Source organism: Variovorax sp. HW608, assembly GCF_900090195.1.
Taxonomy (GTDB): domain Bacteria; phylum Pseudomonadota; class Gammaproteobacteria; order Burkholderiales; family Burkholderiaceae_C; genus Variovorax.
This window is the reverse complement of record NZ_LT607803.1, coordinates 4,925,952-4,948,642: the sequence shown is the minus strand read 5'-3', so window position 1 is coordinate 4,948,642 and position 22,691 is coordinate 4,925,952. Positions and strand designations below refer to the sequence as shown.

General features: G+C 66.3%; 22 protein-coding genes and 1 tRNA gene. 7 read left to right on the top strand and 16 right to left on the bottom strand.

Annotation, left to right across the window (positions count from 1 at the left end):
• Positions 1-8: 8 nt before the first annotated feature.
• The 14 genes from nuoF to VAR608DRAFT_RS23370 all read right to left on the bottom strand — a co-directional run bounded on the left by nuoF (position 9) and on the right by VAR608DRAFT_RS23370 (position 12,683).
• On the bottom strand, positions 9-1,349 hold the full coding sequence (gene nuoF / locus VAR608DRAFT_RS23435; RefSeq protein ID WP_088956243.1) for an NADH-quinone oxidoreductase subunit NuoF: 1,341 nt from the start codon (positions 1,347-1,349) through the stop codon (positions 9-11).
• Positions 1,349-1,879 (bottom strand): NADH-quinone oxidoreductase subunit NuoE family protein, encoded by a 531-nt coding sequence (locus VAR608DRAFT_RS23430; RefSeq protein ID WP_088956242.1) that lies wholly within the window; start codon positions 1,877-1,879, stop codon positions 1,349-1,351. The genes nuoF and VAR608DRAFT_RS23430 overlap by 1 nt, the downstream gene beginning before the upstream one ends.
• A gap of 8 nt (positions 1,880-1,887) precedes the next feature.
• Entirely contained in the window at positions 1,888-3,141 is a 1,254-nt protein-coding gene (locus VAR608DRAFT_RS23425; protein ID WP_088956241.1) for an NADH-quinone oxidoreductase subunit D, read from the bottom strand.
• Positions 3,142-3,229: 88 nt separating this feature from the next.
• Positions 3,230-3,841, bottom strand: coding sequence for an NADH-quinone oxidoreductase subunit C (locus VAR608DRAFT_RS23420; RefSeq protein WP_088956240.1), 612 nt, complete (start codon positions 3,839-3,841; stop codon positions 3,230-3,232).
• A gap of 13 nt (positions 3,842-3,854) precedes the next feature.
• A complete protein-coding gene (locus tag VAR608DRAFT_RS23415) occupies positions 3,855-4,334 on the bottom strand; it encodes a NuoB/complex I 20 kDa subunit family protein (protein ID WP_012748606.1) in 480 nt (159 codons plus the stop codon).
• Positions 4,335-4,349: 15 nt separating this feature from the next.
• Positions 4,350-4,709, bottom strand: coding sequence for an NADH-quinone oxidoreductase subunit A (locus VAR608DRAFT_RS23410; protein WP_088956239.1), 360 nt, complete (start codon positions 4,707-4,709; stop codon positions 4,350-4,352).
• Positions 4,710-4,767: 58 nt separating this feature from the next.
• Positions 4,768-4,852 (bottom strand) — tRNA-Leu (locus VAR608DRAFT_RS23405).
• Between the two features lie 122 nt (positions 4,853-4,974).
• Positions 4,975-5,406, bottom strand: a complete 432-nt coding sequence (secG, locus tag VAR608DRAFT_RS23400) for a preprotein translocase subunit SecG (protein ID WP_088956238.1) — start codon at positions 5,404-5,406, stop codon at positions 4,975-4,977.
• Between the two features lie 36 nt (positions 5,407-5,442).
• A complete protein-coding gene (gene tpiA / locus VAR608DRAFT_RS23395) occupies positions 5,443-6,192 on the bottom strand; it encodes a triose-phosphate isomerase (RefSeq protein WP_443082881.1) in 750 nt (249 codons plus the stop codon).
• A gap of 11 nt (positions 6,193-6,203) precedes the next feature.
• Complete coding sequence (locus VAR608DRAFT_RS23390; RefSeq protein WP_088958936.1) at positions 6,204-7,202, bottom strand: NAD(P)H-quinone oxidoreductase; 999 nt, start codon at positions 7,200-7,202, stop codon at positions 6,204-6,206.
• Between the two features lie 38 nt (positions 7,203-7,240).
• On the bottom strand, positions 7,241-9,520 hold the full coding sequence (gene pnp, locus VAR608DRAFT_RS23385; RefSeq protein ID WP_231972936.1) for a polyribonucleotide nucleotidyltransferase: 2,280 nt from the start codon (positions 9,518-9,520) through the stop codon (positions 7,241-7,243).
• Between the two features lie 222 nt (positions 9,521-9,742).
• Positions 9,743-10,009 carry a 30S ribosomal protein S15 gene (gene rpsO / locus VAR608DRAFT_RS23380; RefSeq protein ID WP_088956237.1) on the bottom strand — a complete coding sequence of 89 codons (267 nt, stop codon included), beginning with the start codon at positions 10,007-10,009 and terminating at the stop codon, positions 9,743-9,745.
• A 212-nt stretch (positions 10,010-10,221) separates the two neighbouring features.
• On the bottom strand, positions 10,222-11,406 hold the full coding sequence (locus tag VAR608DRAFT_RS23375) for a pyridoxal phosphate-dependent aminotransferase (RefSeq protein ID WP_269458568.1): 1,185 nt from the start codon (positions 11,404-11,406) through the stop codon (positions 10,222-10,224).
• A complete protein-coding gene (locus VAR608DRAFT_RS23370; RefSeq protein ID WP_088956235.1) occupies positions 11,403-12,683 on the bottom strand; it encodes a branched-chain amino acid ABC transporter substrate-binding protein in 1,281 nt (426 codons plus the stop codon). The genes VAR608DRAFT_RS23375 and VAR608DRAFT_RS23370 overlap by 4 nt, the downstream gene beginning before the upstream one ends.
• Before the next feature lie 122 nt (positions 12,684-12,805).
• Here VAR608DRAFT_RS23370 and VAR608DRAFT_RS23365 point away from each other — a divergent pair, with 122 nt between their 5' ends.
• A complete protein-coding gene (locus VAR608DRAFT_RS23365; protein WP_088956234.1) occupies positions 12,806-13,180 on the top strand; it encodes an Hsp20/alpha crystallin family protein in 375 nt (124 codons plus the stop codon).
• Positions 13,181-13,426: 246 nt separating this feature from the next.
• Positions 13,427-14,164 (top strand): alpha/beta hydrolase, encoded by a 738-nt coding sequence (locus VAR608DRAFT_RS23360; protein ID WP_231972935.1) that lies wholly within the window; start codon positions 13,427-13,429, stop codon positions 14,162-14,164.
• Here VAR608DRAFT_RS23360 and tsaD read toward each other — a convergent pair.
• Positions 14,112-15,161, bottom strand: a complete 1,050-nt coding sequence (gene tsaD / locus VAR608DRAFT_RS23355) for a tRNA (adenosine(37)-N6)-threonylcarbamoyltransferase complex transferase subunit TsaD (protein WP_088956233.1) — start codon at positions 15,159-15,161, stop codon at positions 14,112-14,114. The two genes, VAR608DRAFT_RS23360 and tsaD, sit on opposite strands and share 53 nt — an antisense overlap.
• Positions 15,162-15,237: 76 nt before the next feature.
• On the opposite strand from tsaD, the gene VAR608DRAFT_RS23350 reads away from it, so the two are divergent.
• From VAR608DRAFT_RS23350 to VAR608DRAFT_RS23335, 4 genes are all read left to right on the top strand, one after another.
• Positions 15,238-16,506, top strand: a complete 1,269-nt coding sequence (locus VAR608DRAFT_RS23350; RefSeq protein ID WP_088956232.1) for a nitrate regulatory protein — start codon at positions 15,238-15,240, stop codon at positions 16,504-16,506.
• A 326-nt stretch (positions 16,507-16,832) separates the two neighbouring features.
• Positions 16,833-18,077 (top strand): CmpA/NrtA family ABC transporter substrate-binding protein, encoded by a 1,245-nt coding sequence (locus VAR608DRAFT_RS23345; RefSeq protein WP_088956231.1) that lies wholly within the window; start codon positions 16,833-16,835, stop codon positions 18,075-18,077.
• 10 nt (positions 18,078-18,087) lie between these two features.
• Positions 18,088-19,014: a nitrate ABC transporter permease gene (gene ntrB, locus VAR608DRAFT_RS23340; RefSeq protein ID WP_088956230.1), complete on the top strand. Its 927-nt coding sequence runs from the start codon at positions 18,088-18,090 to the stop codon at positions 19,012-19,014.
• A gap of 55 nt (positions 19,015-19,069) precedes the next feature.
• Positions 19,070-19,879: an ABC transporter ATP-binding protein gene (locus VAR608DRAFT_RS23335; protein WP_088956229.1), complete on the top strand. Its 810-nt coding sequence runs from the start codon at positions 19,070-19,072 to the stop codon at positions 19,877-19,879.
• A 15-nt stretch (positions 19,880-19,894) separates the two neighbouring features.
• On the opposite strand, the gene VAR608DRAFT_RS23330 is transcribed toward VAR608DRAFT_RS23335, so the two are convergent.
• Complete coding sequence (locus tag VAR608DRAFT_RS23330) at positions 19,895-21,181, bottom strand: ANTAR domain-containing protein (RefSeq protein ID WP_231972934.1); 1,287 nt, start codon at positions 21,179-21,181, stop codon at positions 19,895-19,897.
• A gap of 225 nt (positions 21,182-21,406) precedes the next feature.
• Between VAR608DRAFT_RS23330 and VAR608DRAFT_RS23325 the strand changes: the two genes are divergently transcribed.
• Entirely contained in the window at positions 21,407-22,678 is a 1,272-nt protein-coding gene (locus VAR608DRAFT_RS23325; protein WP_088956228.1) for an MFS transporter, read from the top strand.
• The last annotated feature ends 13 nt before the right edge of the window (positions 22,679-22,691 follow it).

Genomic DNA, 22,691 nt, shown 5'->3' with positions numbered 1-22,691 from the left:
TCTTGTGCTCAGGCCTTGGCGGGAGCCTTCGGAACGTAGCCCGGAACCAGGGCTTCGAACTCGTGGCGGAAGTGCTTGATCATGGCCCGCACCGGCATGGCGGCGGCGTCGCCCAGCGCGCAGATGGTGCGGCCCATGATGTTGTCGGCGACGGAGTTCAGCAGATCCATGTCGGTCGGCTTGCCGCGGCCGGTGTGGATCCGGTCCACCACGCGCCAGAGCCAGCCGGTGCCTTCGCGGCACGGCGTGCACTGGCCGCAGGACTCGTGCATGTAGAAGTACGAAAGCCGCTTGAGCGACTCGACCATCGAGCGGCTGTCGTCCATCACGATCACCGCGCCGGAGCCGAGCATCGAGCCCGCCTTGGCGATCGAGTCGTAGTCCATCGTGCATTCCATCATGATGGAAGCCGGCAGGACCGGCGCCGACGATCCGCCGGGGATCACCGCCTTGAGCTGGCGTCCCTTGCGGACACCGCCCGCCAGTTCGAGCAGCTTGGAGAACGGCGTGCCCATCGGCACTTCGTAGTTGCCGGGCATCTCGACGTCACCGCTGACCGAGAAGATCTTGGTGCCGCCGTTGTTGGGCTTGCCGCATTCGAGGTAGGCCGCACCACCGTTGTTGATGATCCACGGCACCGCCGCGAAGGTCTCGGTGTTGTTGATCGTCGTCGGTTTGCCGTAGAGGCCGAAGCTCGCCGGGAACGGCGGCTTGAAGCGCGGCTGCCCCTTCTTGCCTTCGAGCGACTCGAGCAGCGCGGTTTCCTCGCCGCAGATGTAGGCACCGAAGCCATGGGCGGCGTGCAGCTGGAAGTTGTAGCTGCTGCCCATGATGCCGTCGCCGAGATAGCCCGCTGCGCGGGCCTCTTCCAGTGCTTCCTCGAAGCGCTCGTAGGTCTGGAAGATCTCGCCGTGGATGTAGTTGTAGCCCACGCTGATGCCCATCGCATAGGCCGCGATGGCCATGCCTTCGATCACGATGTGCGGGTTGAACTGCAGGATGTCCCGGTCCTTGCAGGTACCGGGCTCGCCCTCGTCGGAGTTGCAGACCAGGTACTTCTGGCCCGGGAACTGCCGGGGCATGAAGCTCCACTTGAGGCCGGTCGGGAAGCCGGCGCCGCCGCGTCCGCGAAGGCCGGAAGACTTGACTTCGGCGATCACCTGATCGGGCGTCATGCCCTCGGCCAGGATCTTGCGCAGCGCCTTGTAGCCGCCGCGCGCCTCGTAGTCGGCCAGGCGCCAGTTGGTCCCGTTCAGGCCGGCATAGATCTGCGGCGAGATGTGGCGGTCATGGAAGCAGGTCTGGACACCGGTCGCCTGGAATTGCGACAGCACTTGTTCGGGCGACATCATTGCGCTCCCTTCGGCGTCGAATTGCGCAGGCCGTCGATCAGCTGGTCGAGCTTCTCGTTGCTCATGAAGCTGCACATCGTGCGGTCGTTGACCAGCATCACCGGCGAATCGGCACAGGCGCCGAGGCATTCGCTCTGCTGCAGCGTGAACATGCCGTCGGCCGTGGTCTCGCCCATCTGGATGCCCAGCTTCTTCTCGAGATGCGCCAGCGCGGCCGCGCCGTCGCGCAGCTGGCAAGGCAGATTGGTGCAGACGTTGAGCTTGAACGCGCCCACCGGCCGCTGGTTGTACATGTTGTAGAAGGTCGTGACCTCATGGACCGCGATCGGCGCCATGCCGAGGTAGTCCGCGATCTCACGCTCGCGCAGCTCGCTGATGAAGCCGTCTTCCTGCTGCACGATGGAAAGGCAGGCCATCACGGCGGACTGCTTGCCGGCCGGCGGGTACTTGGCGACCTCGCGTGCAAAGCGGGCAAGCGTCGCTTCCGAGAGCGGTGCCTGTTCGCGGTGGTGGGTGTCGGAAGTCATGGGTTCGCTTACCTGTCAATCTCGCCGAACACGATGTCCATCGTGCCGATCACGGCGACCGCGTCGGCAATCATGTGGCCGCGCGACATTTCGTCGAGCGCCGCCAGATGCGGGAAGCCTGGCGCGCGAATCTTGAGTCGATACGGCTTGTTGGCGCCATCGCTCACGAGATAGATGCCGAACTCGCCCTTCGGGTGCTCGACGGCGGCATACGCCTCGCCTTCCGGCACGTGGAAGCCTTCGGTGAAGAGCTTGAAGTGGTGGATCAGCTCCTCCATGTTCGCCTTCATCGACTCGCGCGCCGGTGCGGCCACCTTGTGGTTGTCGGTGATCACCGGACCCGGGTTGGCGCGCAGCCAGGCAGAGCATTGCTGGATGATCCGGTTGGCCTGGCGCATTTCCTCGACGCGCACGAGGTAGCGGTCGTAGCAGTCGCCGGTACGGCCGACGGGCACGTCGAACTCCATGCGGTCGTACACGTCGTAGGGCTGCTTCTTGCGCAGGTCCCATTCGACGCCCGAGCCGCGCAGCATCGGGCCCGTGAAGCCGAGGTTCAGCGCGCGCTCCGGCGAGACGACGCCGATGCCGACGGTACGCTGCTTCCAGATCCGGTTGTCGGTGAGCAGCGTTTCGTACTCGTCGACCATCTTCGGGAAGCGCTTGCAGAAGTCGTCGACGAAGTCGAGCATCGAACCCTGGCGGTTCTCGTTGAGCTTCTCGATCGCCTTCGCGTTCTTGATCTTGCTGACCTTGTACTGCGGCATCGAATCCGGCAGGTCGCGATAGACGCCGCCCGGGCGGAAGTACGCCGCGTGCATGCGCGCGCCGGAGACCGCCTCGTACAGGTCGAACAGGTCCTCGCGCTCGCGGAAGCAGTAGATGAGCATGTTCATCGCACCGCAATCCAGACCATGCGCGCCCAGCCACAGCAGGTGGTTCAGGAGCCGCGTGATCTCCGCGAACATCACGCGGATGTACTGCGCGCGAATCGGCACCTCAAGGCCGAGAAGACGCTCGATCGCCAGGCAGTACGCATGCTCGTTGCTCATCATCGACACATAGTCGAGACGATCCATGTACGGCAGCGACTGGATGAAGGTGCGCGTCTCGGCAAGCTTCTCGGTTGCGCGGTGCAGAAGACCGATATGCGGATCGGCACGCTGGATGACTTCACCATCCAGCTCGAGCACGAGGCGCAGCACACCGTGGGCCGCAGGGTGCTGGGGCCCGAAGTTGAGCGTGTAGTTCTTGATTTCGGCCATCAGACCTCCCGCCGGGCCGCCCCAAGGGAGGGCTGCGCCCCCATGGGGGGCAGTGAATACACAAAGTGATGAACGTGGGGGCTCATGATCAGTGCAATCCACCACCGTAGTTGTCTTCGCGAATGACCCTCGGCGTGATCTCACGCGGCTCGATGGTCACCTGCTGGTAGATCACGCGCTTCTGTTCCGCGTCGTAGCGCATCTCGACGTGACCGGAGACCGGGAAGTCCTTGCGGAACGGATGGCCGATGAAACCGTAGTCGGTCAGCAGGCGGCGCAGGTCCTCATGCCCCTCGAAGACGATGCCGTAGAGATCGAAGGCCTCGCGCTCGAACCAGCCCGCGCTGTTCCAGATGCTCGTGAGCGAATCGACGACCGGCAGGTCCTCGTTGGGCACGAACACCTTCAGGCGCACGCGCTGATTGAGGCTCACCGACAGCAGATGGGACACGACGCCGAAGCGCTCGCCATCCCACTCGCCTTCGCGGTAGCTGGAGTAATCCATTCCGCACAGATCGATGAGCTGCTCGAAACGGCAGCCCGGCGCATCGCGCAGCAACGCGGCAGCGGCAAGGTAATCGGAAGCCCCAACGACCACCGTCACCTCGCCGAGCGAGACCGTGACGCTCTTTGCCCTGGAGCCAAGCGTTTCGGTGATCTGGGTCTGGAGCGCCTCGGGAGAAATCGCAAAGTCGGTCATCGTCTTTTGCTCTTCAGGCGCGCGCGATGGTATTGGTACGCCGGATCTTCTGCTGGAGCTGGATCACGCCATACAGAAGCGCCTCGGCGGTCGGCGGGCAGCCCGGCACATAGACATCGACCGGCACGATGCGATCGCATCCGCGCACGACCGAATAGCTGTAGTGGTAGTAACCGCCACCATTGGCGCACGAGCCCATCGACAGGACCCAGCGCGGCTCGGGCATCTGGTCGTAGACCTTGCGCAGCGCCGGCGCCATCTTGTTGCACAGCGTGCCCGCCACGATCATCAGGTCGGACTGGCGCGGACTGGGCCGGAAGAGCATGCCGAAGCGGTCGATGTCGTAGCGGGCCGCACCCGCATGCATCATCTCCACCGCGCAGCACGCCAGACCAAAGGTCATGGGCCACAGTGATCCGGTCTTGGCCCAATTCACCACCGAGTCGTAGGTCGTGGTGACGAAGCCTTCCTTCATGACGCCTTCAATGGCCATTTTCGGGATTCCTTGTCATTCCCAGTCGAGCGCACCCTTTTTCCACTCGTAGACGAAGCCCACGACGAGGATGGCGAGAAAAATCATCATCGCCCAGAAGCCGACGGCACCGATCTCCTTGAGCGCGATCGCCCAGGGGAAGAGAAAGGCGATTTCGAGATCGAAGAGGATGAAGAGAATGGCGACGAGGTAGTACCGGACGTCGAACTTCATCCGAGCGTCTTCGAAGGCCTCGAAGCCGCATTCGTAGGGGGAATTCTTTTGGGTGTCGGGCCGATTGGGGCCGAGGATGTAACCCAGAACCTGAGGTGCGACGCCGACACCGACACCGACCAGGATGAACAACAGGACGGGGAGATAGGAATCGAGGTTCATCAGGGGGCTCTATCACCGCTTGACACCGGCAGGAAGCAGGATTCCTGCCGGTGAGATTTGGTGCGGTCGGCGAGACTCGAACTCGCACAGCTTTCGCCACTACCCCCTCAAGATAGCGTGTCTACCAATTTCACCACGACCGCGGTTTTTGTCTGCCCGGATGGCATGAGGAACCTTCGAAGAGGTTTGTTTGGCTTTCCGGAACCGCTTTAGAGTTTACCCTGAAATACTGCCCTTTTCACTCGGCAAGCACAGTTTCGTCAGATTACTTGTTCGGGATCTGGTTGGCAGGCGCCGCGGGCGCAGGCGCGGGTGCGCTCGTTGCAGGCGCCGAAGGTGCATTGCCCTGAGGAATTTCTGCCGCAGACCCTGACGGAGCCGTCGCAGGCGCGGGTGCGGGCGCGGGGGTCGGCGCACCGACCGCAGCGCGCTCGAGCAGGCTGCCGCCGCCCGCAGGACGGGCATGGCCGAAGTAGGCCAGCACCAGGGTGCAGGCAAAGAACACGACGGCAAGAACAGCCGTCGAGCGAGACAGGAAATTCGCGCTGCCGCTGGCACCAAACAGGCTGCCTGCACTGCCGCTGCCGAAGGCCGCACCCATGTCGGCACCCTTGCCGTGCTGGACCAGGATCAGGCCGATCATGGCGAGCGCGGCAAGCATCTGGACGCCGACCAGGATATTGAGGACCAAGTTCATTCGTTCTAACTCCTAAATTTTGACAACCGCGGCTCGTCAGCGAGCGGCGGCGATGATCTGCAGAAAGTCGGGCGCCTTGAGCGAAGCGCCACCGATCAGTCCGCCATCGATATCGGGCTGGGCGAGCAGTTCGGCCGCGTTGGAAGCATTCATGCTGCCGCCATAGAGGAGCCGGATCCCGCTCGCGTGCTCGTTCGCAGCATGATGGAGTTGCGCGCGCAACAGCGCGTGCACCGCCTGTGCCTGCTCCGGCGTTGCGGTCTTGCCGGTGCCGATGGCCCAGACGGGCTCGTAGGCGACGACGATCTCGCTGATGCAATGGCCATTGACATGAATGACCGCGGCCAGCTGGCGCTTGACCACTTCCTCGGTGTGCCCGGCCTCGCGCTCAGCGAGCGTTTCACCGACGCAGACGATCGGCGTCAGGCCGTTGGCCAGCGCTGCCGCCGTCTTCGCGGCGACCCCTTCGTCGGTCTCGCCGTGGTATTGCCGGCGCTCCGAGTGCCCGACGATCACGTACCGCACACCGAAGTCCTTGAGCATCGCAGCCGACTGCTCACCGGTGAAGGCGCCTTGCGGCTGCGCCGACAGATCCTGCGCGCCCAGCGCGATCGGCGAGCCCGCGACGAGCGTCTGCACTTGCGCGAGGTACGGCGCCGGAACGCAGACCGCCACGTCGCAAGCGGGCGTGCCGATGTCCTGCAGCAGCGCCCTGAGCAGCGCCTCGTTGGCCACGAGGCTGCCGTTCATCTTCCAGTTGCCTGCAATCAGCTTTTTCTTTTTCATTTCCGTCATGTTCACCAGGTCAGCACGATCTTGCCGATGTGCTGGTTCGATTCCATCAGGGCATGCGCCTCGGCCGCGCCGCTGGGCTCGCCGCCGGCGGCGAAGCTGCTGTGGATGACAGGCTTGACCGCGCCGCTTTCGAGCAGGGGCCAGACCTTCTCGCGCAGCGCCTTGGCGACCTGGCCCTTGAATTCGACCGGGCGGGGACGCAAGGTCGAGCCGGTGATCGTGAGTCGCCGCCGCAGCACGAGGCCCGCATTGAACTCGCTCTTGACCCCGCCCTGCACCGCGATGATGACCAGGCGGCCGTCTTCGGCAAGGCATTCGATCTCGCGCGCCACGTAGCCGCCAGCCACCATGTCGAGCACCACGTCCACCCCCTTGCCGCCGGTGAGACGCTTGGCCTCCTCGACGAAATCGGTGGTCTTGTAGTTGATCGCGTGATCGGCGCCGAGCTTGCGGCAGGCCTCGCACTTGTCGTCGCTGCCGGCGGTCACGATCACCGTGGCGCCGAGCGCCTTGCCGAGCTGGATCGCGGTCACGCCGATGCCGCTCCCGCCGCCCTGGATCAGCAGGGTCTCGCCCTTCTGCAGGCGGCCGCGCTCGAACACATTGCTCCACACGGTGAAGAAGGTTTCGGGCAGCGTCGCGGCCTCGACGTCGGTCCAGCCCTTGGGCACCGGCAGGCATTGCGCGACCGGCGCGACGCAGAGCTCCGCGTAGCCGCCGCCGGCGATGAGTGCACAGACGTGATCGCCGATCCTGAGGCCGGCCGCGGCGAGCGCCTTGTCGTCGCCGGCCACGATCTCGCCGGCCACCTCGAGGCCCGGCAGGTCCGATGCGCCCGGAGGCACCGGGTAGTGCCCCATGCGCTGCAGCACGTCGGGACGATTCACGCCGCTCGCAGCGACGCGAATCAGCAGCTCGCCCTGCCCTGCAGCGGGCGCGGGACGCTCGACCATGCGCAGCACCTCGGGAGCGCCGTACGACGAAATCTCAATGGCTTTCATGGACTTTCGAACGACGGCGTTGCCGCCGCCGCGCCTCATCAGGGCTGCTGGTCGCCGCGGTTCGGCTCTTGCAGCGGCAGTTGCTCGGCCATCTGCTCGACCGGTTCTCCGCGCTCGCCGCCTTCGGCGCGCGGGGCCCGCTCGCCACGGGGCGGACGCTCGCGACGCTCACCGCGCTCACCGCGCTCCTCGCGCGGCGGACGGTCGCCGCCTTCCATGCCGGCCGGACGCTCGGCGAGCGCCTTCATCGACAGCTTCACGCGGCCCTTGTCGTCGGTCTCGAGCACCTTGACCTTCACGATCTGGCCTTCGCTCAGGTAGTCGGTCACCTTCTCGACGCGCTCGTGCGCGATCTGGCTGATGTGCAGCAGGCCGTCCTTGCCGGGCAGCAGGTTGACCAGCGCGCCGAAGTCCAGGATCTTGGTGACCGGGCCTTCGTACACCTTGCCGATCTCGACTTCCGCCGTGATCTGCTCGATGCGCTTCTTGGCCTCCTCGGCCTTCGCCGGATCGGTCGATGCGATCGTGATGGTGCCGTCTTCGTCGATGTTGATCTGGGTGCCGGTTTCTTCCGTCAGTGCGCGGATCACCGAGCCGCCCTTGCCGATCACGTCGCGGATCTTCTCGGGGTTGATCTTCATCGTGAACAGGCGCGGCGCGAAGCTCGACACCTCGGCCTTGGCCTCGCCCATCGCTTCCTGCATCTTGCCGAGGATGTGCATGCGCGCTTCCTTGGCCTGTGCCAGCGCGACCTGCATGATTTCCTTCGTGATGCCCTGGATCTTGATGTCCATCTGCAGCGCGGTGATGCCGTTCGTCGTGCCCGCGACCTTGAAGTCCATGTCGCCGAGGTGGTCCTCGTCGCCCAGGATGTCGGTCAGCACCGCGAAGCGGTTGCCTTCCTTGATCAGGCCCATCGCGATGCCGGCCACGTGCGCCTTCATCGGCACGCCGGCGTCCATCATCGACAGGCAGCCGCCGCAGACCGAGGCCATCGACGAGGAACCGTTCGACTCGGTGATTTCCGAGACGACGCGGATGGTGTAGGGGAACTCTTCCTTGCTCGGCAGGCAGGCGACGAGCGCACGCTTGGCGAGGCGGCCATGGCCGACTTCGCGGCGCTTGGTCGAGCCCATGCGGCCGACTTCGCCGGTGGCGAAGGGAGGCATGTTGTAGTGGAACAGGAAGCGGTCTTCGTATTCGCCGGCCAGCGCGTCGATGCGCTGCGCGTCGCGCTCGGTGCCCAGCGTGGTCACGACCAGCGCCTGGGTTTCACCGCGGGTGAACAGCGCCGAGCCGTGGGTGCGCGGCAGCACGCCGTTGCGGATCTCGATCGGGCGCACGGTGCGCGTATCGCGGCCGTCGATGCGCGGCTCGCCGGCGAGGATCTGGCTGCGCACGATCTGCGATTCGATCGAGAACAGCAGGTCGCCGACCTTCGCTGCGTCGAAGGGCTCGCCGCCTTCCTTGAGCGCTTCCATCACGCTCGCGTTGGCTTCGCGCAGGGCTTGCGTGCGGGCCTGCTTGCTGCGGATCTGGTAGACGGCGCGCAGCTTTTCTTCGGCCAGGCCCTTGACCTTGGCGACGAAAGCCTCGTCCTCGGCAGGCGCCTGCCAGTCCCACACCGGCTTGCCGGCGTCGCGCACGAGTTCATGGATCGCGTTGATCGCGATGTTGGACTGCTCGTGGCCGAACACCACGCCGCCGAGCATGATTTCCTCGCTCAGCTGCAGGGCCTCGGACTCGACCATCAGCACGGCCGCCTCGGTGCCGGCGACGACCAGGTCCATCTGCGAATCCTTGCGCTCGGTCTGGCCGGGGTTCAGCACGTACTGGCCGTTGATGTAGCCGACGCGCGCGGCGCCGATCGGGCCGCTGAACGGAATGCCGGAAACCGCCAGCGCGGCGCTGGTCGCGATCATCGCGGCGATGTCGGCGTCGACCTCGGGGTTGAGCGACAGCGTGTGGATGACCACATGGACTTCGTTCAGGAAGCCCTCGGGGAACAGCGGACGGATCGGACGGTCGATCAGGCGCGAGGTCAGCGTTTCGAGTTCGCTGGGCTTGGCTTCGCGCTTGAAGAAGCTGCCGGGGATCTTGCCGGCGGCATAGGTCTTCTCGATGTAGTCGACCGTCAGCGGGAAAAAGTCCTGGCCGGGCTTGGCCGACTTGGACGCCACCACGGTCGCGAGCACGACCGTGCCCTCGATGTCGACGAGCACGGCACCGGTGGCCTGGCGCGCGATCTCGCCGGTTTCCATGACGACGGTCTTGCCGCCCCACTGGAAGGTCTTGGTGACTTTGTTGAAGAGGCTCATGTTTAGCTCCTGATTTTGTTGACGGCCCGGCCCTCTGCGTTCAGGGACCGGGCGGTGGCGGAGCGCTTGTCAGAACACGATGCCATTCCAGAGAAGCTCGATGAATCGAACTTCGTTGGAATGACACAGCTTCGCTCTGTTCGGCACTCCAGAATCGATTCGCGAAGTAAAAAACGCCTGAGCTAGCGGACTAACCCAGGCGTTCATTCATTGCGAATCGCTTTACTTGCGCAGACCCAGCTTGGCGATCAGCGCGGTGTAACGGTCGGCGTCCTTGGACTTGAGGTAGTCCAGCAGCTTGCGGCGGCGGCTCACCAGGCGCAGCAGGCCGCGACGGCCATGGTGGTCCTTGGCGTGCGTCTTGAAGTGCGGGGTGAGTTCGTTGATGCGGGCGGTCAGCAGTGCGACTTGCACTTCGGGGCTGCCGGTGTCGTTGGCGGAGCGAGCGTTGTCCTTGACAACTTCGGCCTTGATGGAGGCTGCGATCATTTGGCGTTTCCTGTTCCGGGATGTTTGACTTGCGATGCGAGGTGGAACTGCACGCATCGTGTGCTTTTGCGGATGCAAAGCCTACTGATTATAGCTCGCCCCCAGGCTTGCTCACTTCGTGTAGCCGCCCACCCCCTACCGGGGGCAACACCAGCGGCCCGGCAAAGCCGGTTCCGCGGTGTTTCACCAACGGGCCTGGCTCCGCCGGCCTCTTACTTTTGCGCGGCCAGCCAACGCTTGAGGCGATTGACGCCTTCTATCAGGCGCTGCTTGTCCTTGGAGGCAAAGCACCAGCGCAGCCAGCCTTGGGCTTCGGGGGCGAAGGCGTTGCCGGGGGCCAGGCCGAGGCCGGCTTCGGCGACCAGGCGCTTGGCGACCGCCAGCGAGTCGTCGAAGCCGCCCGGCTTGAAGAAGGCATACATGCCGCCACGCGCCGGTGCGACCTGGACGCCGGGGAGTTCGGCCAGCAACGGCACCAGCGTGTCCCGGCAGGACTTCAGGTGCGCGACGATGCGGGGCGTGATTTCCTCGGTGTGGGCCAGCGCAGCGATGCCGGCACGCTGCGTGAACACGCTCGCGCAGGAGGTGTTGAACTCGATGAGCTTGCCCATGCCGTCCATCAGCGCGGGCGGAAGCACCAGCCAGCCGAGCCGCCAGCCGGTCATCAGGAAGCTCTTGGAGAAACTGTGGGCCACCACCAGGCGGTCGTCAGGCGCCGCCACGTCGAGGAAGCTCGGCGCGCAGCGGTTGGGGGTGGGTTCGTAGTAGAGCCGCTCGTAGACCTCGTCGGCAAGGATCCAGGTGCCGGTCTTGCGGCAATGGTCGAGGATGGCCTGCTGCTCGCCCTGCGTGAGCGTCCAGCCGGTCGGGTTGTTGGGCGCGTTGACGATCAGCAGCTTGGTCTTCGGCGTGACCGCCGCCCGCAGGGCGTCGATGTCGAGCGTCCACTGCCCGCCCTGCGGCACCAGGGACACGCAGCGCACATCGGCGCCGAGGATCGCAGGCTGCGCGGTCAGGTTCGGCCAGACCGGCGTCACCGCGACGACTTCGTCGCCGGCATCGACCAGCGCCTGCACCGCGAGCATCAGCGCACTGACGCCGCCCGAGGTGATCGCGATGCGCGAGGCATCGATCCTCGGATGCAGGCCGCTCATGTAGGCCGCGACCGCCTCGCGCAGTTCGGGCAGGCCCAGGTTGTGGGCATAGAAGGTCTCGCCGCGCTGGAGGGACTCGATGGCGGCCTGGCGAATCACGTCCGGCGTGACTTCGTCGCTTTCGCCGAACCAGAACGCGAGCACGTCAGAGCGGCCGAGCCCGGCATTGGCGACTTCGCGGATCTTGGAGGCTTCGAGGTTATGAATCGCTTCGCGCATGGACTTCTTTCTCTTGGAGTTCAGGGACGCTGCATCTTGCAGCTCGTGGGCATTTGCGCGCGCTCGGCGGGAATGACCTTCACCACGCGGAAGCCGTAGCCCGATCCTTCGACGTCGAACTTCACGCCGGGCGCGCCCTGCCTGTCCATGACGCCGACCACCAGCGTCTGCTGGAACTGGTGATCCTCGGCACGCATGCGGCCCCGCTGCCCGGCGAGCGTGACGTCCGCCTTTTCGAGCGCACGCGCGACTGCCACCGTGTCGACGCTGCCGGCCTTCTCGATCGCCTGCGCGAGCGCCTCGACGAGCAGTTGCATGCGCATGTGCACGTAGTCTTCCGACGCCTTGGGGAAGCGCGCGCGGAACGACTGGTAGAAGGCCTCCGACTGCGGCGTCTGCACATTGGGCAGCCAGTCCGCGACCGCCACCACGCGGCCGATTCCGGCATCGCCGATCGCCGCCGGCGCGCCGAGCGCGTTGCCGTAGAAGGTATAGAAGCTGCCGTTGAACCCCGCCTCGCGCGCCGCCTTGACGAGCAGCGTGAGGTCGTTGCCCCAGTTGCCGGTGATCACCGCCTGCGCGCCGCTGGCGAGGATCTTGGTCGCATAGGGCGCGAAGTCCTTCACGCGGCCCATCGGATGCAGCTCCTCGCCGACGATCAAGACGTCCGGGCGCTGCTCGGCCAACTGCCGCTTCGATTCGCGCAACACCGACTGGCCGAAGCTGTAGTCCTGTCCGATGAGATAGACACGCTTGAGCGACTTGTCGTCCTTCATCATTTCCATGAGCGCCGCGACGCGCATGTCGGCGTGCGCATCGAAGCGGAAGTGCCAGAAGCTGCAGCGCTCGTTGGTGAGGATCGGATCGACCGCCGAGTAATTGAGGAACAGCACGCGCCTGGCCGGATCGCGTTCGTTGTTCTTGTCGATCGCATCGATCAGCGCCGCGGCGGTCGCCGACGAATTGCCTTGCAGCACGATGCGCGCGCCGTCATCGATCGCGGCGCGCAGCGCGGAGAGCGCCTCTTCGTTCTGCCCCTTGCTGTCGTAGCGGTCGAGTTGCAGGTAGCGCGCACCACCCGGCTGCTTCACGCCGCCGCGCGCATTGACGCGCTCGACGGCCCACAGCAGGTTGCGGAAGACGGCCTCGCCGGTGTTGGCGAACGGGCCGCTCATGCTCTCGATCAATGCGAGCCGGATCGGCTTGGCGTCCTCAGCCTGGAGCGGTGCAATGGCGCCCACGCATAGCGCCAGAGCCGCGAATTTCAAGGCCCTGCGACGCCAAATAAAGCTCGAAACCATTCTCTTGAAACGCTTCGCGCGATGCCTAGATGTGGAGGCATGCGGCACTTGTCCTGTTGAAACGCCGCGCAGTGTACGGGACACACATTCTTGTCCTCATCGTCATGCCCAGGAGTTCACACATGTTTTTTGCACCCGCCATCCGCACCGCCCGCTTCGCCCCGCGTTCGTTCGACCGCAGCGTGGAACGCTTCTTCAACGAAGCCTTCACTGGCGGCGCCCAACGCTCGCTCAACGTCGAACAGGACGAGAAGACCTGGACGCTGACGCTCGACGTCCCGGGCCTGGCGCGCGAGGACCTGACGATCGGCATCGAGGGCGCCGTGGTGCGCATCGAGAGCAAGGCCGAGGCCAAGCGCCAGATCAAGGCCGCGTACGAACTGCCGCAGGAAATCGACGCGGCGGCGAGCGAAGCCAAGCTCGAGAACGGCGTCCTGACCCTCAAGCTGGGCAAGCGGGTGCCGGTCAGCAACGTCGCGCAACTCGCCATCAACTGATCGGATCAGCGCGCTGTTTCCCGGCAAATCGCGTGCCGGGCAGTCGCAAGAAAGCCCCCAAGACACGGGCCGGTAACTTTTGGTTGCCGGCCCTTCTTGTTTCTAACTCACAATCCGTGCGAAATACGTCACGTTCTGTGACGTATTTTTCAAAGCTTTCGCACCAACCCGTACCCGGGGGTGCGGCGGGACTGCCAGGGCAGCCGGCGCGCCGGGGGTACTCGCACGAGCACTATGAATACGCATTTGAAGCTTGCAGACGCCAATGCCCGTTCCGACACCCTGCTGGTGTTCCTCCCGGGGGCATTCCTGAAGCCTGAAGAATTCGAACGCGAGGGATTCATTGGTGCCGTGCACGAGCGCGGTTTCGCGGCCGACGCCCTGCTCGTCGACGCCGACGTGTCCTATTTCTACGACCAGACCTTCGTCGAACGGCTGCACGAAGACGTGATCGCGCCGCAGCGCGCGGCCGGTTACAGGAAGCTCTGGCTGGTGGGCATCTCGATCGGGGGCTTCGGCGCCCTCATCCACGAACTCGCCAAGCCCGGTACGGTCGACGGCATCGTGACGCTGGCCCCGTACCTCGGCCGGCGCCCGGTCGCTGCCGAGATCCACAAGGCCGGCGGCCTGCGCACCTGGACGGTGCCCGAAGGCCCGCCGCCGGACCAGGAGGTGGACCGCAAGCTCTGGCCGTGGCTGCGGCAGTACACCGCGCCGGAAAGGGCCGCAGTCCTCCCCGAGCTCTACCTGGGCTACGGCCTCGGCGACCGCTTCGCGGCCAACCATCAGTTGCTGGCGGACGCGCTTCCCGCCGGCCACGTGTTCACCACGGAAGGCGGCCACGACTGGCCGCAGTGGTCCCAGCTCTGGCGGCAGATGCTCGACGTGCTGCCGCTGCCGTTGAAGGCGAAGGCGGCGGTCAGGAAGCCCGTCAGGCGGGCTCCGGCTCGGCGCTCAGCGATGCCAGTGGCCATCGCGGCTTGACGTCGAAGGCATAGCGCTCGGTCGGGCGCTGGATGCCGGCCTGCAGACGCATCGCGGCGGCCATCGCGATCATGGCCCCGTTGTCGGTGCACAGGTGCAGTTCCGGATAGTGCACGCGCACCCCGCGCCTGGCGCAGGCGGCGTCGAGTTGCTCGCGCAGCGACCGGTTCGCGCCCACCCCGCCGGCGACCACCAGCCGGTTCAGCCCGGTCTGCTCGATCGCTGCGAGGGATTTCCTCAGCAACACCTCGACGATCGCCGCCTGGGTCGAGGCCGCGAGATCGGACTTGCGTGACTCCAGCGCGTCGCCGAGCTTGCGCGCCTGCGTCAGCACCGCCGTCTTGAGGCCGGCGAAGGAAAAGTCCAGATCGCCGCTGTGCAACAGCGGGCGCGGCAGCTTGAAGGCGGCGGCGTCGCCCGCTTCCGCCAGCTTCGCCAGCCACGGGCCGCCCGGATAGGGCAGCCCCAGCAGCTTGGCGCTCTTGTCGAAGGCTTCGCCGGCCGCGTCGTCGATGGTTTCGCCGAGCAGCTCGTAACGGCCGACCCCATCGACCCGCATGAGCTGCGTGTGGCCGCCGGACACCAGCAGGGCGACGAACGGAAACTCGGGTGGATCGGCGCTCAGGAACGGCGACAGCAGGTGCCCTTCGAGATGGTGTACGCCCAGCACCGGCTTGCCGAGCGCGGCGCCCAGCGCACAGGCCACCCCGGCCCCGACGAGCAGCGCACCCGCAAGCCCCGGCCCGCGCGTGTAGGCGACCACGTCCACGTCGGAAAGCCGCTGCCCGGCCTGCGCAAAGACGGATTCGGCCAGCGGCAGCACGCGGCGGATGTGGTCACGGCTCGCCAGCTCGGGCACGACGCCGCCATAAGCCTGGTGCATCGCGATCTGGCTGTGCAGGGCGTGCGCCGCAAGCCGCGGCAGGCCGCTTTCGCCGGCTTCCACCAGCGCCACGCCGGTTTCGTCGCAGGAGGACTCGATTCCCAATACAAACATCCCGCGAGTGTAGGTGGCGGCCGGAATCGGGGCACGGTTGTTGCTGCAAGTCCCTCGAGATGAACCCGCACCCCCGATGAAATCAGGCCTCGATTTTCTGATCGCCGCCCTCCGCTGCGAGATCGAGGGGCTGGAGCAGCTGGCCCGCACCAGCGAGCTGGTGGGCACGATCGGCCGGCTGGTGCACGCCCTTCAACGCGAGCGCGGCATCTCCAACGTGCTCCTCGTCTCCCGCGGCCAGCGGTTCGCCGAACAGCACCGCGAACAGATCGCGGCCAGCCAGCGCATGGAAGCCGCCGTGTTGGAGAGCTTCGAGCAACTGGCCGCACAGAACCGCATCGGGAACGGCGCGCGCCTGTTCAGCCGCATCGCCTGGGTGCTGCCCGGGCTCGGCACGCTGCCGGAGCTGCGGCGCCGCATCGGCGCGCTGGAGATCGATGCGGCCGAATCGACCGCTGCCTTCGTCAAGCTCATCGCCGGCCTGCTGGCGGTGGTGTTCGAGGCGGCCGACGGCGCGACCGACCCCGAGATCTCCCGCGTGCTGGTGGCGCTCTTCAACTTCATGCAGGGCAAGGAATTCGCGGGACAGGAACGCGCCTGCGGCGCCGCCGCCTTCGCCTCGGGCCGCAACGACGGCGCGCGGCAGCAGCAGTGGCTGCACCTGATCGATTCGCAGGAGCGCTGCTTCAAGGTCTTCGTGAGCTTTTCGAACGCCGCCCTCGCCGAGCTGTGGCGCGCGAACCAGCCCCCCGGACAGATCGCCGAACTCGAGCGCCTGCGCCGCATCGCCTGCGCGGCGCCGGCCGGCGTCGCGCTCGACCCCGAACTGAGCCCGCTGTGGTTCGACTGCTGCACGCGGCGCATCGACGCCATGCAGGCGGTCGAGGAGCGGCTGGCCGACCGCCTGCGGCGCGTCTGCCGGCAGAAGATGGCCGAGGTGCGCAACGAACTCGCGGCGCACGAAGCGCTGCAGCACCAGCTGGCGGACGCGCGCGATCCGCCCGGCGCCGCGTTCTTCGAGTCCCATGGTCTTGCGGAACCAGCAGCCGGCGACGCCGCCCCCTACGGCCGGCAGCTCGAACGCTCGATCCTCGACATGGTCCAGGAGCAGTCGCACCGCCTGCAGGCGATGAGCGACGAGCTCGAAACCGTCCGCGCCGCGCTGAACGAGCGCAAGGTGGTCGAGCGCGCCAAGGGGCTCTTGATGGCGCATCGCCGGATCAGCGAGCAGGAGGCGCACAAGATGCTGCGCCAGACCGCGATGAACCAGGGCCGACGGCTGATCGATGTCGCCGAATCGGTGCTCGCGATGGCCGAGCTGCTGCCTCGGAATGCGGCCCCCTGAGGCGCCGGCGCTCCGGATTGGTGCAGCGCACAACGGCTCGTGACAGGTTTCCGTGCGAGGCCTCTCGGCATGAAGCCCACTGCCGGTCACGCTCTGGGGCTATCTTTTCCATAGCATCGAAAACGCGCGAGCGGCTGGCACGCCGCTTGCATCCATCTCCATCGTAGACCGATGAGGTCTCAGGCAGGCGGCATCCAACGGCGGATGCGGCCCACCCACCGGACAAAGGCGTCCCCACCCGCAAGGGCTCGTTCGCGAGCAGCCCCTGCGCGGTGAGGACGCCTTTTTGTTTTTGCGCTTTGACCTTGCTGACTGGAGTTCGCCCCATGACCGATTCGCTCTCCCACAAACTCAGTCGCCGGCGCGTGCTGCAGGCCGCGGCTGCCGGCGCTCTGGGGTTGGACCCCGCCCTGCGCGCCGCCGTCTGGGCGCAGGGCTCGGACAAGCCCGAGAAGGAGGAAGTGAAGATCGGCTTCATCCCCCTAACCGATTGCGCCAGCGTCGTCATGGCCTCGGTGCTCGGCATCGACAAGAAGTACGGCGTGAAGATCGTCCCGAGCAAGGAAGCGAGCTGGGCCGGCGTGCGCGACAAGCTGGTCAACGGCGAGTTGGACTTCGCCCATGTGCTCTACGGGCTGGTCTACGGGGTGCACCTCGGCATCGGCGGTCCGAAGAAGGACATGGCCGTTCTCATGACGCTCAACAACAACGGGCAGGCGATCACGCTGTCGAAGAAGCTCGCCGACAAGGGCGCGGTGGATGGCGCCTCGCTCGCCAAGCTCATGGCCGCCGACAAGGGCGAATACACCTTCGCGCAGACCTTCCCGACCGGCACGCACGCGATGTGGCTCTATTACTGGATGGCGGCCAACGGCATCAATCCGCTGAAGGACGCCAAGGTCATCACCGTGCCGCCGCCGCAGATGGTCGCCAACATGCGCGTCGGCAACATGGACGGCTACTGCGTCGGCGAACCCTGGGGCCAGCGCGCGATCATGGACGGCATCGGCATCACCGCCGTCACCACGCAGGACATCTGGAAGGACCATCCGGAGAAGGTGCTCGGCACCACCGGCGACTTCGTGAAGAAGTACCCCAACACCGCGCGCGCAGTGACCGCCGCGATCCTCGAAGCCGGCAAGTGGATCGACACCGGCCTGCAGAACAAGAACAAGATGGCCGAGACCATCGCCGACAAGAGCTACGTCAACACCAGCGTCGATGCGATCAATCAGCGCATCCTCGGCCGCTACACCAACGGCCTCGGCAAGAACTGGGACGACCCCAACTACATGAAGTTCTACAGCGACGGGGCGGTGAACTTCCCGTACCTGTCGGACGGCATGTGGTTCCTCACGCAGCACAAGCGCTGGGGCCTCTTGAAGGACCATCCGGACTACCTGCAGGTGGCCACGCAGATCAACCGGGTCGACATCTACAAGCAGGCCGCAACCGCCACGAAGACCGCGGTGCCGAAGGACACGATGCGCACCAGCAAGCTGATCGACGGCGTCGTGTGGGACGGCAAGAACCCCAAGCAGTACGCCGATTCGTTCAAGGTCCATGCCTGAGGAGCACACCATGGTCAGTGCCGTCTTTCACTCCCCCATCGATGCGGCTGCGGCGAGGCCCGCTGCCGTGAAGAGCACGCCGCTTCCTCCTGCACCGAAGCCCGTGCAGGAAGCCGCTCCCGTCAGGGCGAAGGCCGTGCAGCGCGCGCCGCGCGACTTCAGCGGCCTGTGGCTGCGCGTGCTTCCGCCGGTGCTCGGCATCGCCTTGCTGATCCTCGTCTGGGAGCTGGTCGCGATGAAGAGCACCACCGGCTTCCCCTCGCCGCTCGCCACCTGGCAGCAGGCGGTGCAGGTGTTCAGCGATCCGTTCTACAGCAAGGGGCCGAACGACCAGGGCGTGGGCTGGAACGTGCTCTCGTCGCTGCGCCGCGTGGCGCTGGGCTTCGGGCTCGCGGCCGCGGTGGGCATTCCGGCCGGCTTCGCGATCGGACGCTTCGAGTTCCTCTCGCGCATGTTCAATCCGCTCATCAGCCTGCTGCGCCCGGTCTCGCCGCTGGCCTGGCTGCCGATCGGCCTCCTGGTCTTCAAGGGCGCGAACCCGGCCGCGATCTGGACCATCTTCATTTGCTCGATCTGGCCGATGATCATCAACACCGCCGTGGGCGTGCAGCGCGTGCCGAGCGACTACATGAACGTCGCCCGCGTGCTCAACCTCAGCGAATGGAAGATCTTCACCAAGATCCTCTTTCCCGCGGTGCTGCCCTACATGCTCACCGGCGTGCGCCTCGCGGTCGGCACCGCATGGCTCGTGATCGTCGCGGCCGAGATGCTGACCGGCGGCGTCGGCATCGGCTTCTGGGTCTGGGACGAGTGGAACAACCTCAACGTCGCCAACATCATCATCGCGATCTTCGTCATCGGCATCGTCGGCCTCGTGCTCGAGTTCGCGCTGATCAAGGTCGCCACCGCATTCACGTTCGAAGAGGTGAAGTCATGAGTCGCACGGCCGTTCCGAAGACGAATACCGCAGCGCTGCTGCGCGGAGGTTTCCAATGAACGATGACAGGAAGTACATCGACATCCACGGCGTCGAGCAGCGCTTCAAGACGCCCAAGGGCAGCTTCCTCGCGCTGCAGGGCATCCACCTGCAGGTGGCCAAGGGCGAGTTCATCACCCTGATCGGGCACTCGGGCTGCGGCAAGTCGACGCTCCTGAACCTGATCGCCGGACTCACCACGCCCACGCAAGGTGCGCTCCTGTGCGCCAACCGCGAGATCAAGGGCCCCGGCCCGGAGCGCGCGGTGGTGTTCCAGAACCACTCGCTGCTGCCGTGGCTCACCTGCTACGAGAACGTCTATCTCGCGGTCGAGCGCGTGTTCGCAGCCAGCGAAGGCAAGGCGCAGCTGAAGGCGCGCACCGAAGCGGCGCTCGCGATGGTCGGCCTCAGCGCCGCCGCACAGAAGCGCCCCGGCGAAATCTCCGGCGGCATGAAGCAGCGCGTGGGCATTGCACGCGCGCTGTCGATGGAACCGAAGGTGCTGCTGATGGACGAGCCCTTCGGCGCGCTGGACGCACTCACGCGCGCCAAGCTGCAGGACGAGTTGCTCGCGATCGTGCAGAAGACGCACAGCACCGTGGTGATGGTCACGCACGACGTGGACGAGGCGGTGCTGCTGTCGGACCGCATCGTGATGCTCACCAACGGACCCGCCGCGACCATCGGCGAAGTGCTCGCCGTCGATCTCCCGCGTCCGCGCAACCGTGTGGAACTGGCCGAAGACCCGGTCTACGTGCATGCGCGCAAGGCCGTGATCGACTTCCTGTACACGCGCCAGGCGCACGTGGAGAAGGTCGCCGCCTGAGCTGAAGCCGCGGAGTCAGGACATGAGGACCTGCAGACTGTGCTCGTACGACGCAGTGAGCTGGTCGAAGGTCTCGACCAGCGCATCGCTGGAACGCACCAGCGCGGCGCGTCCCTCGGCGCTGTCGATCTCGCGCACGCCGCGCACGAGCCGCAGCCATTCGTCGCGCGCCGAAGCCAGCGCGGCGCGGATCTCGGGCGAGCTCAGCGGCGCCTGGTCCAGTTCGAGCAGCGCGGCTTCGAACTCGCCCATGATCGGTGCCAGTCGCTCGCGCGAGGCACTGGCGGACAGCGTCGCGGCCAGCAGCGCATCCTTCGCGAGCCGCTGCGCGCGCATGCGCTGGCGGCCGCAGATGTTGACGATGCGCAGCGCGCGCCGTGCGCCGGAAGTCTCCAAGGCGCCGGTCAGCACTTCGGCCGCCAGCAACAAGGCCTCGGCGCGCACATCGATCTCGGCCATCGCCTGGGGTGACATGCGCGCCGCGAGCGCGGCTTCGAGCGCGTTCCAGGCAGCGCGTGCGTGGCCCAAGCCCTGCGCTCCCGCCTCGTCGAGTTCGAGAGACGCAAGATGAACGAAGTTGTCCTGCACGCGCTCGGTCGACTGGGTGCGCAGCACGCGCGCACGCTTGGCATCGATGCCCGCCAGCGCCTGCGCCGCGAGGCGCACGAGCCGCTGCGACAGCATGCGCAACTGCCCCGCACGGTTGATCGCATCCGCCCAGCGCGAGGCCTCGATCACCGAGCGCGAGACTTCGCCGAGGCGCAGGTTCGCATGCATCGCCGCGCCGCGCAGGAGGCCGAAGGCCTCGTCCTCGCCGATGCCGCGCGCGGACATCAGGAGGCCCTTCGCGCGATCGATCCACTTGCGTTCGTCGAAACGGGTGCGCAGCGCGTCCAGTTCGGTGCGCAATGCGGATTCGCGCGCCCAGCGTGCACGCGCACGGCCGAGCAGTGCATCGAGCGATCGGGCATCGAGCGATTCGACCGCCATCCACGCATTGACGCCGAGCGCGGCCAGTTTCTCGTGGAGATCGGGCGCGAGCGGCCCGGAGACGAGGCTGAGCGGGCACGGCAACACACCACAGCCCGCTGCCAGCGCATCCAGAAGCTCCTCCACGGGCTGCGGCATGAACACCACGATCTCCCGCGATCCGAGCGCTTCGGCCTGCGACCGCAGGGTGCGCGGCGTTGCGCGCCCGAGCGCCGAAAAATCAACGGCACCGCCCAATGCCTGTCGCAGCGCATCGGGCAGTCCGGCGGACTCGGTGGAAAGGACGACGAGAAGGGAGTTCACGGCAAACATCGGGATACAGATGGAAGCATAGGTCAGGCCAGCGTGTGTGCACTGGCATGCCTCTTGCGTGAACGTGGGTGCGGCGTAACGAAGCACCGCATTGGTGACGCGGCGGAGTCCTCCACGCCGAACACCTTCCACGCCGCCAGCGTCCGCTGCCGGCACACCACCCCCACCCCGCCTCACGACACGGCCCGCCAACGGCCGCGCCGCGGCGTTTTGCATTGAGAGCCCATGACCAGCTTCAAGTCCTTCTTGCGCGCAGGCCACGGCCCGACGTTGTTCGCGGCCTTCCTGTACTTCGCCTTCTCGTGCTGCATCTGGGTGCTCAACGGGGCGATGGCGCCGTTCATCGGCGAGACCTTCAACCTGTCGCCGGCCCAGAAAGGGCTGATGCTCTCGGTGCCGATCATCGCCGGCGCGCTGATGCGCTTTCCGCTCGGCGTGCTCGCGCAGTACATCGGCCGCAAGAAGGCCACGCTGGTCGAGATGGGCCTGATCGCGGTGGCGATGCTGTTCGGCTTCTTCATGGTGCACAGCTTCAACGACCTGCTCGCGATGGGCGTGCTGCTGGGCATCGCGGGCGCGAGCTTCGGCGTGGCGCTCTCGCTGGGTTCCGGCTGGTTCCCGCCGCAGCACAAGGGCCTCGCGATGGGCCTCGTCGGCGCGGGCAATGTGGGCACCGCGGTGTCGGTGCTGGTCGCCCCGCCGCTCGCCCAATGGCTGGGCTGGCAGAGCGTCTACGGCATTGCGGCGGTCGCGATCCTGGCGCCGATGATCGTGATGATCGTGTTCGCCAAGGAGCCGCCGGACGTCGACAGCCACGCGAGCCTGCGCGAACACATCGCCTGCCTGTTCGAGAAGGACGGCTGGGTGTTCAGCCTGATCTACGGCGTGACCTTCGGCGGCTTCATCGGCCTCACCACCTTCCTGCCCTCCTACTACTACGACCAGTTCGGCGTCAGCAAGGTGCAGGCCGGCCAACTCACCATGCTGGCCGCCTTCATGGGCGCCGCGGTGCGCGTGATCGGCGGCTGGATCTCCGACCGCTGGGGCGGCGTGAACACGCTGACGCTGGTGCTGCTGGTGGTGGCCGTCGCGCTGGTGCTGGTGGGTTTCTCGTCGGGATCGCTCGCGATCACCACGCTGCTCCTGATCGCCTGCTTCGCCGCCCTCGGCGCCGGCAACGGCGCGCTGTTCCAGCTCGTGCCCCTGCGCTGGCCCGCGACCACCGCGGTGGCCGGCTCGATGATCGGCGAGATCGGCGCGCTCGGCGGCGGGCTGGTGCCGAACGCGATGGGCCTGTCGAAGCAGTACCTCGGCAGCTACACCTGGGGCTTCGTCTTCTTCGCCGCGCTCTCGCTCGTGATGCTCGGCGTGATGCGCGTCATGCAGATCCGCTGGACGCGCACCTGGGCCGAAAAGGGCGGACGCGCACGCGCATCGGCGCATGCGGCCTCGCCCGCTCATGCGCCCAAGAGCGCACCGAAAACGCGCAACGCATGAACATCCTGAACGT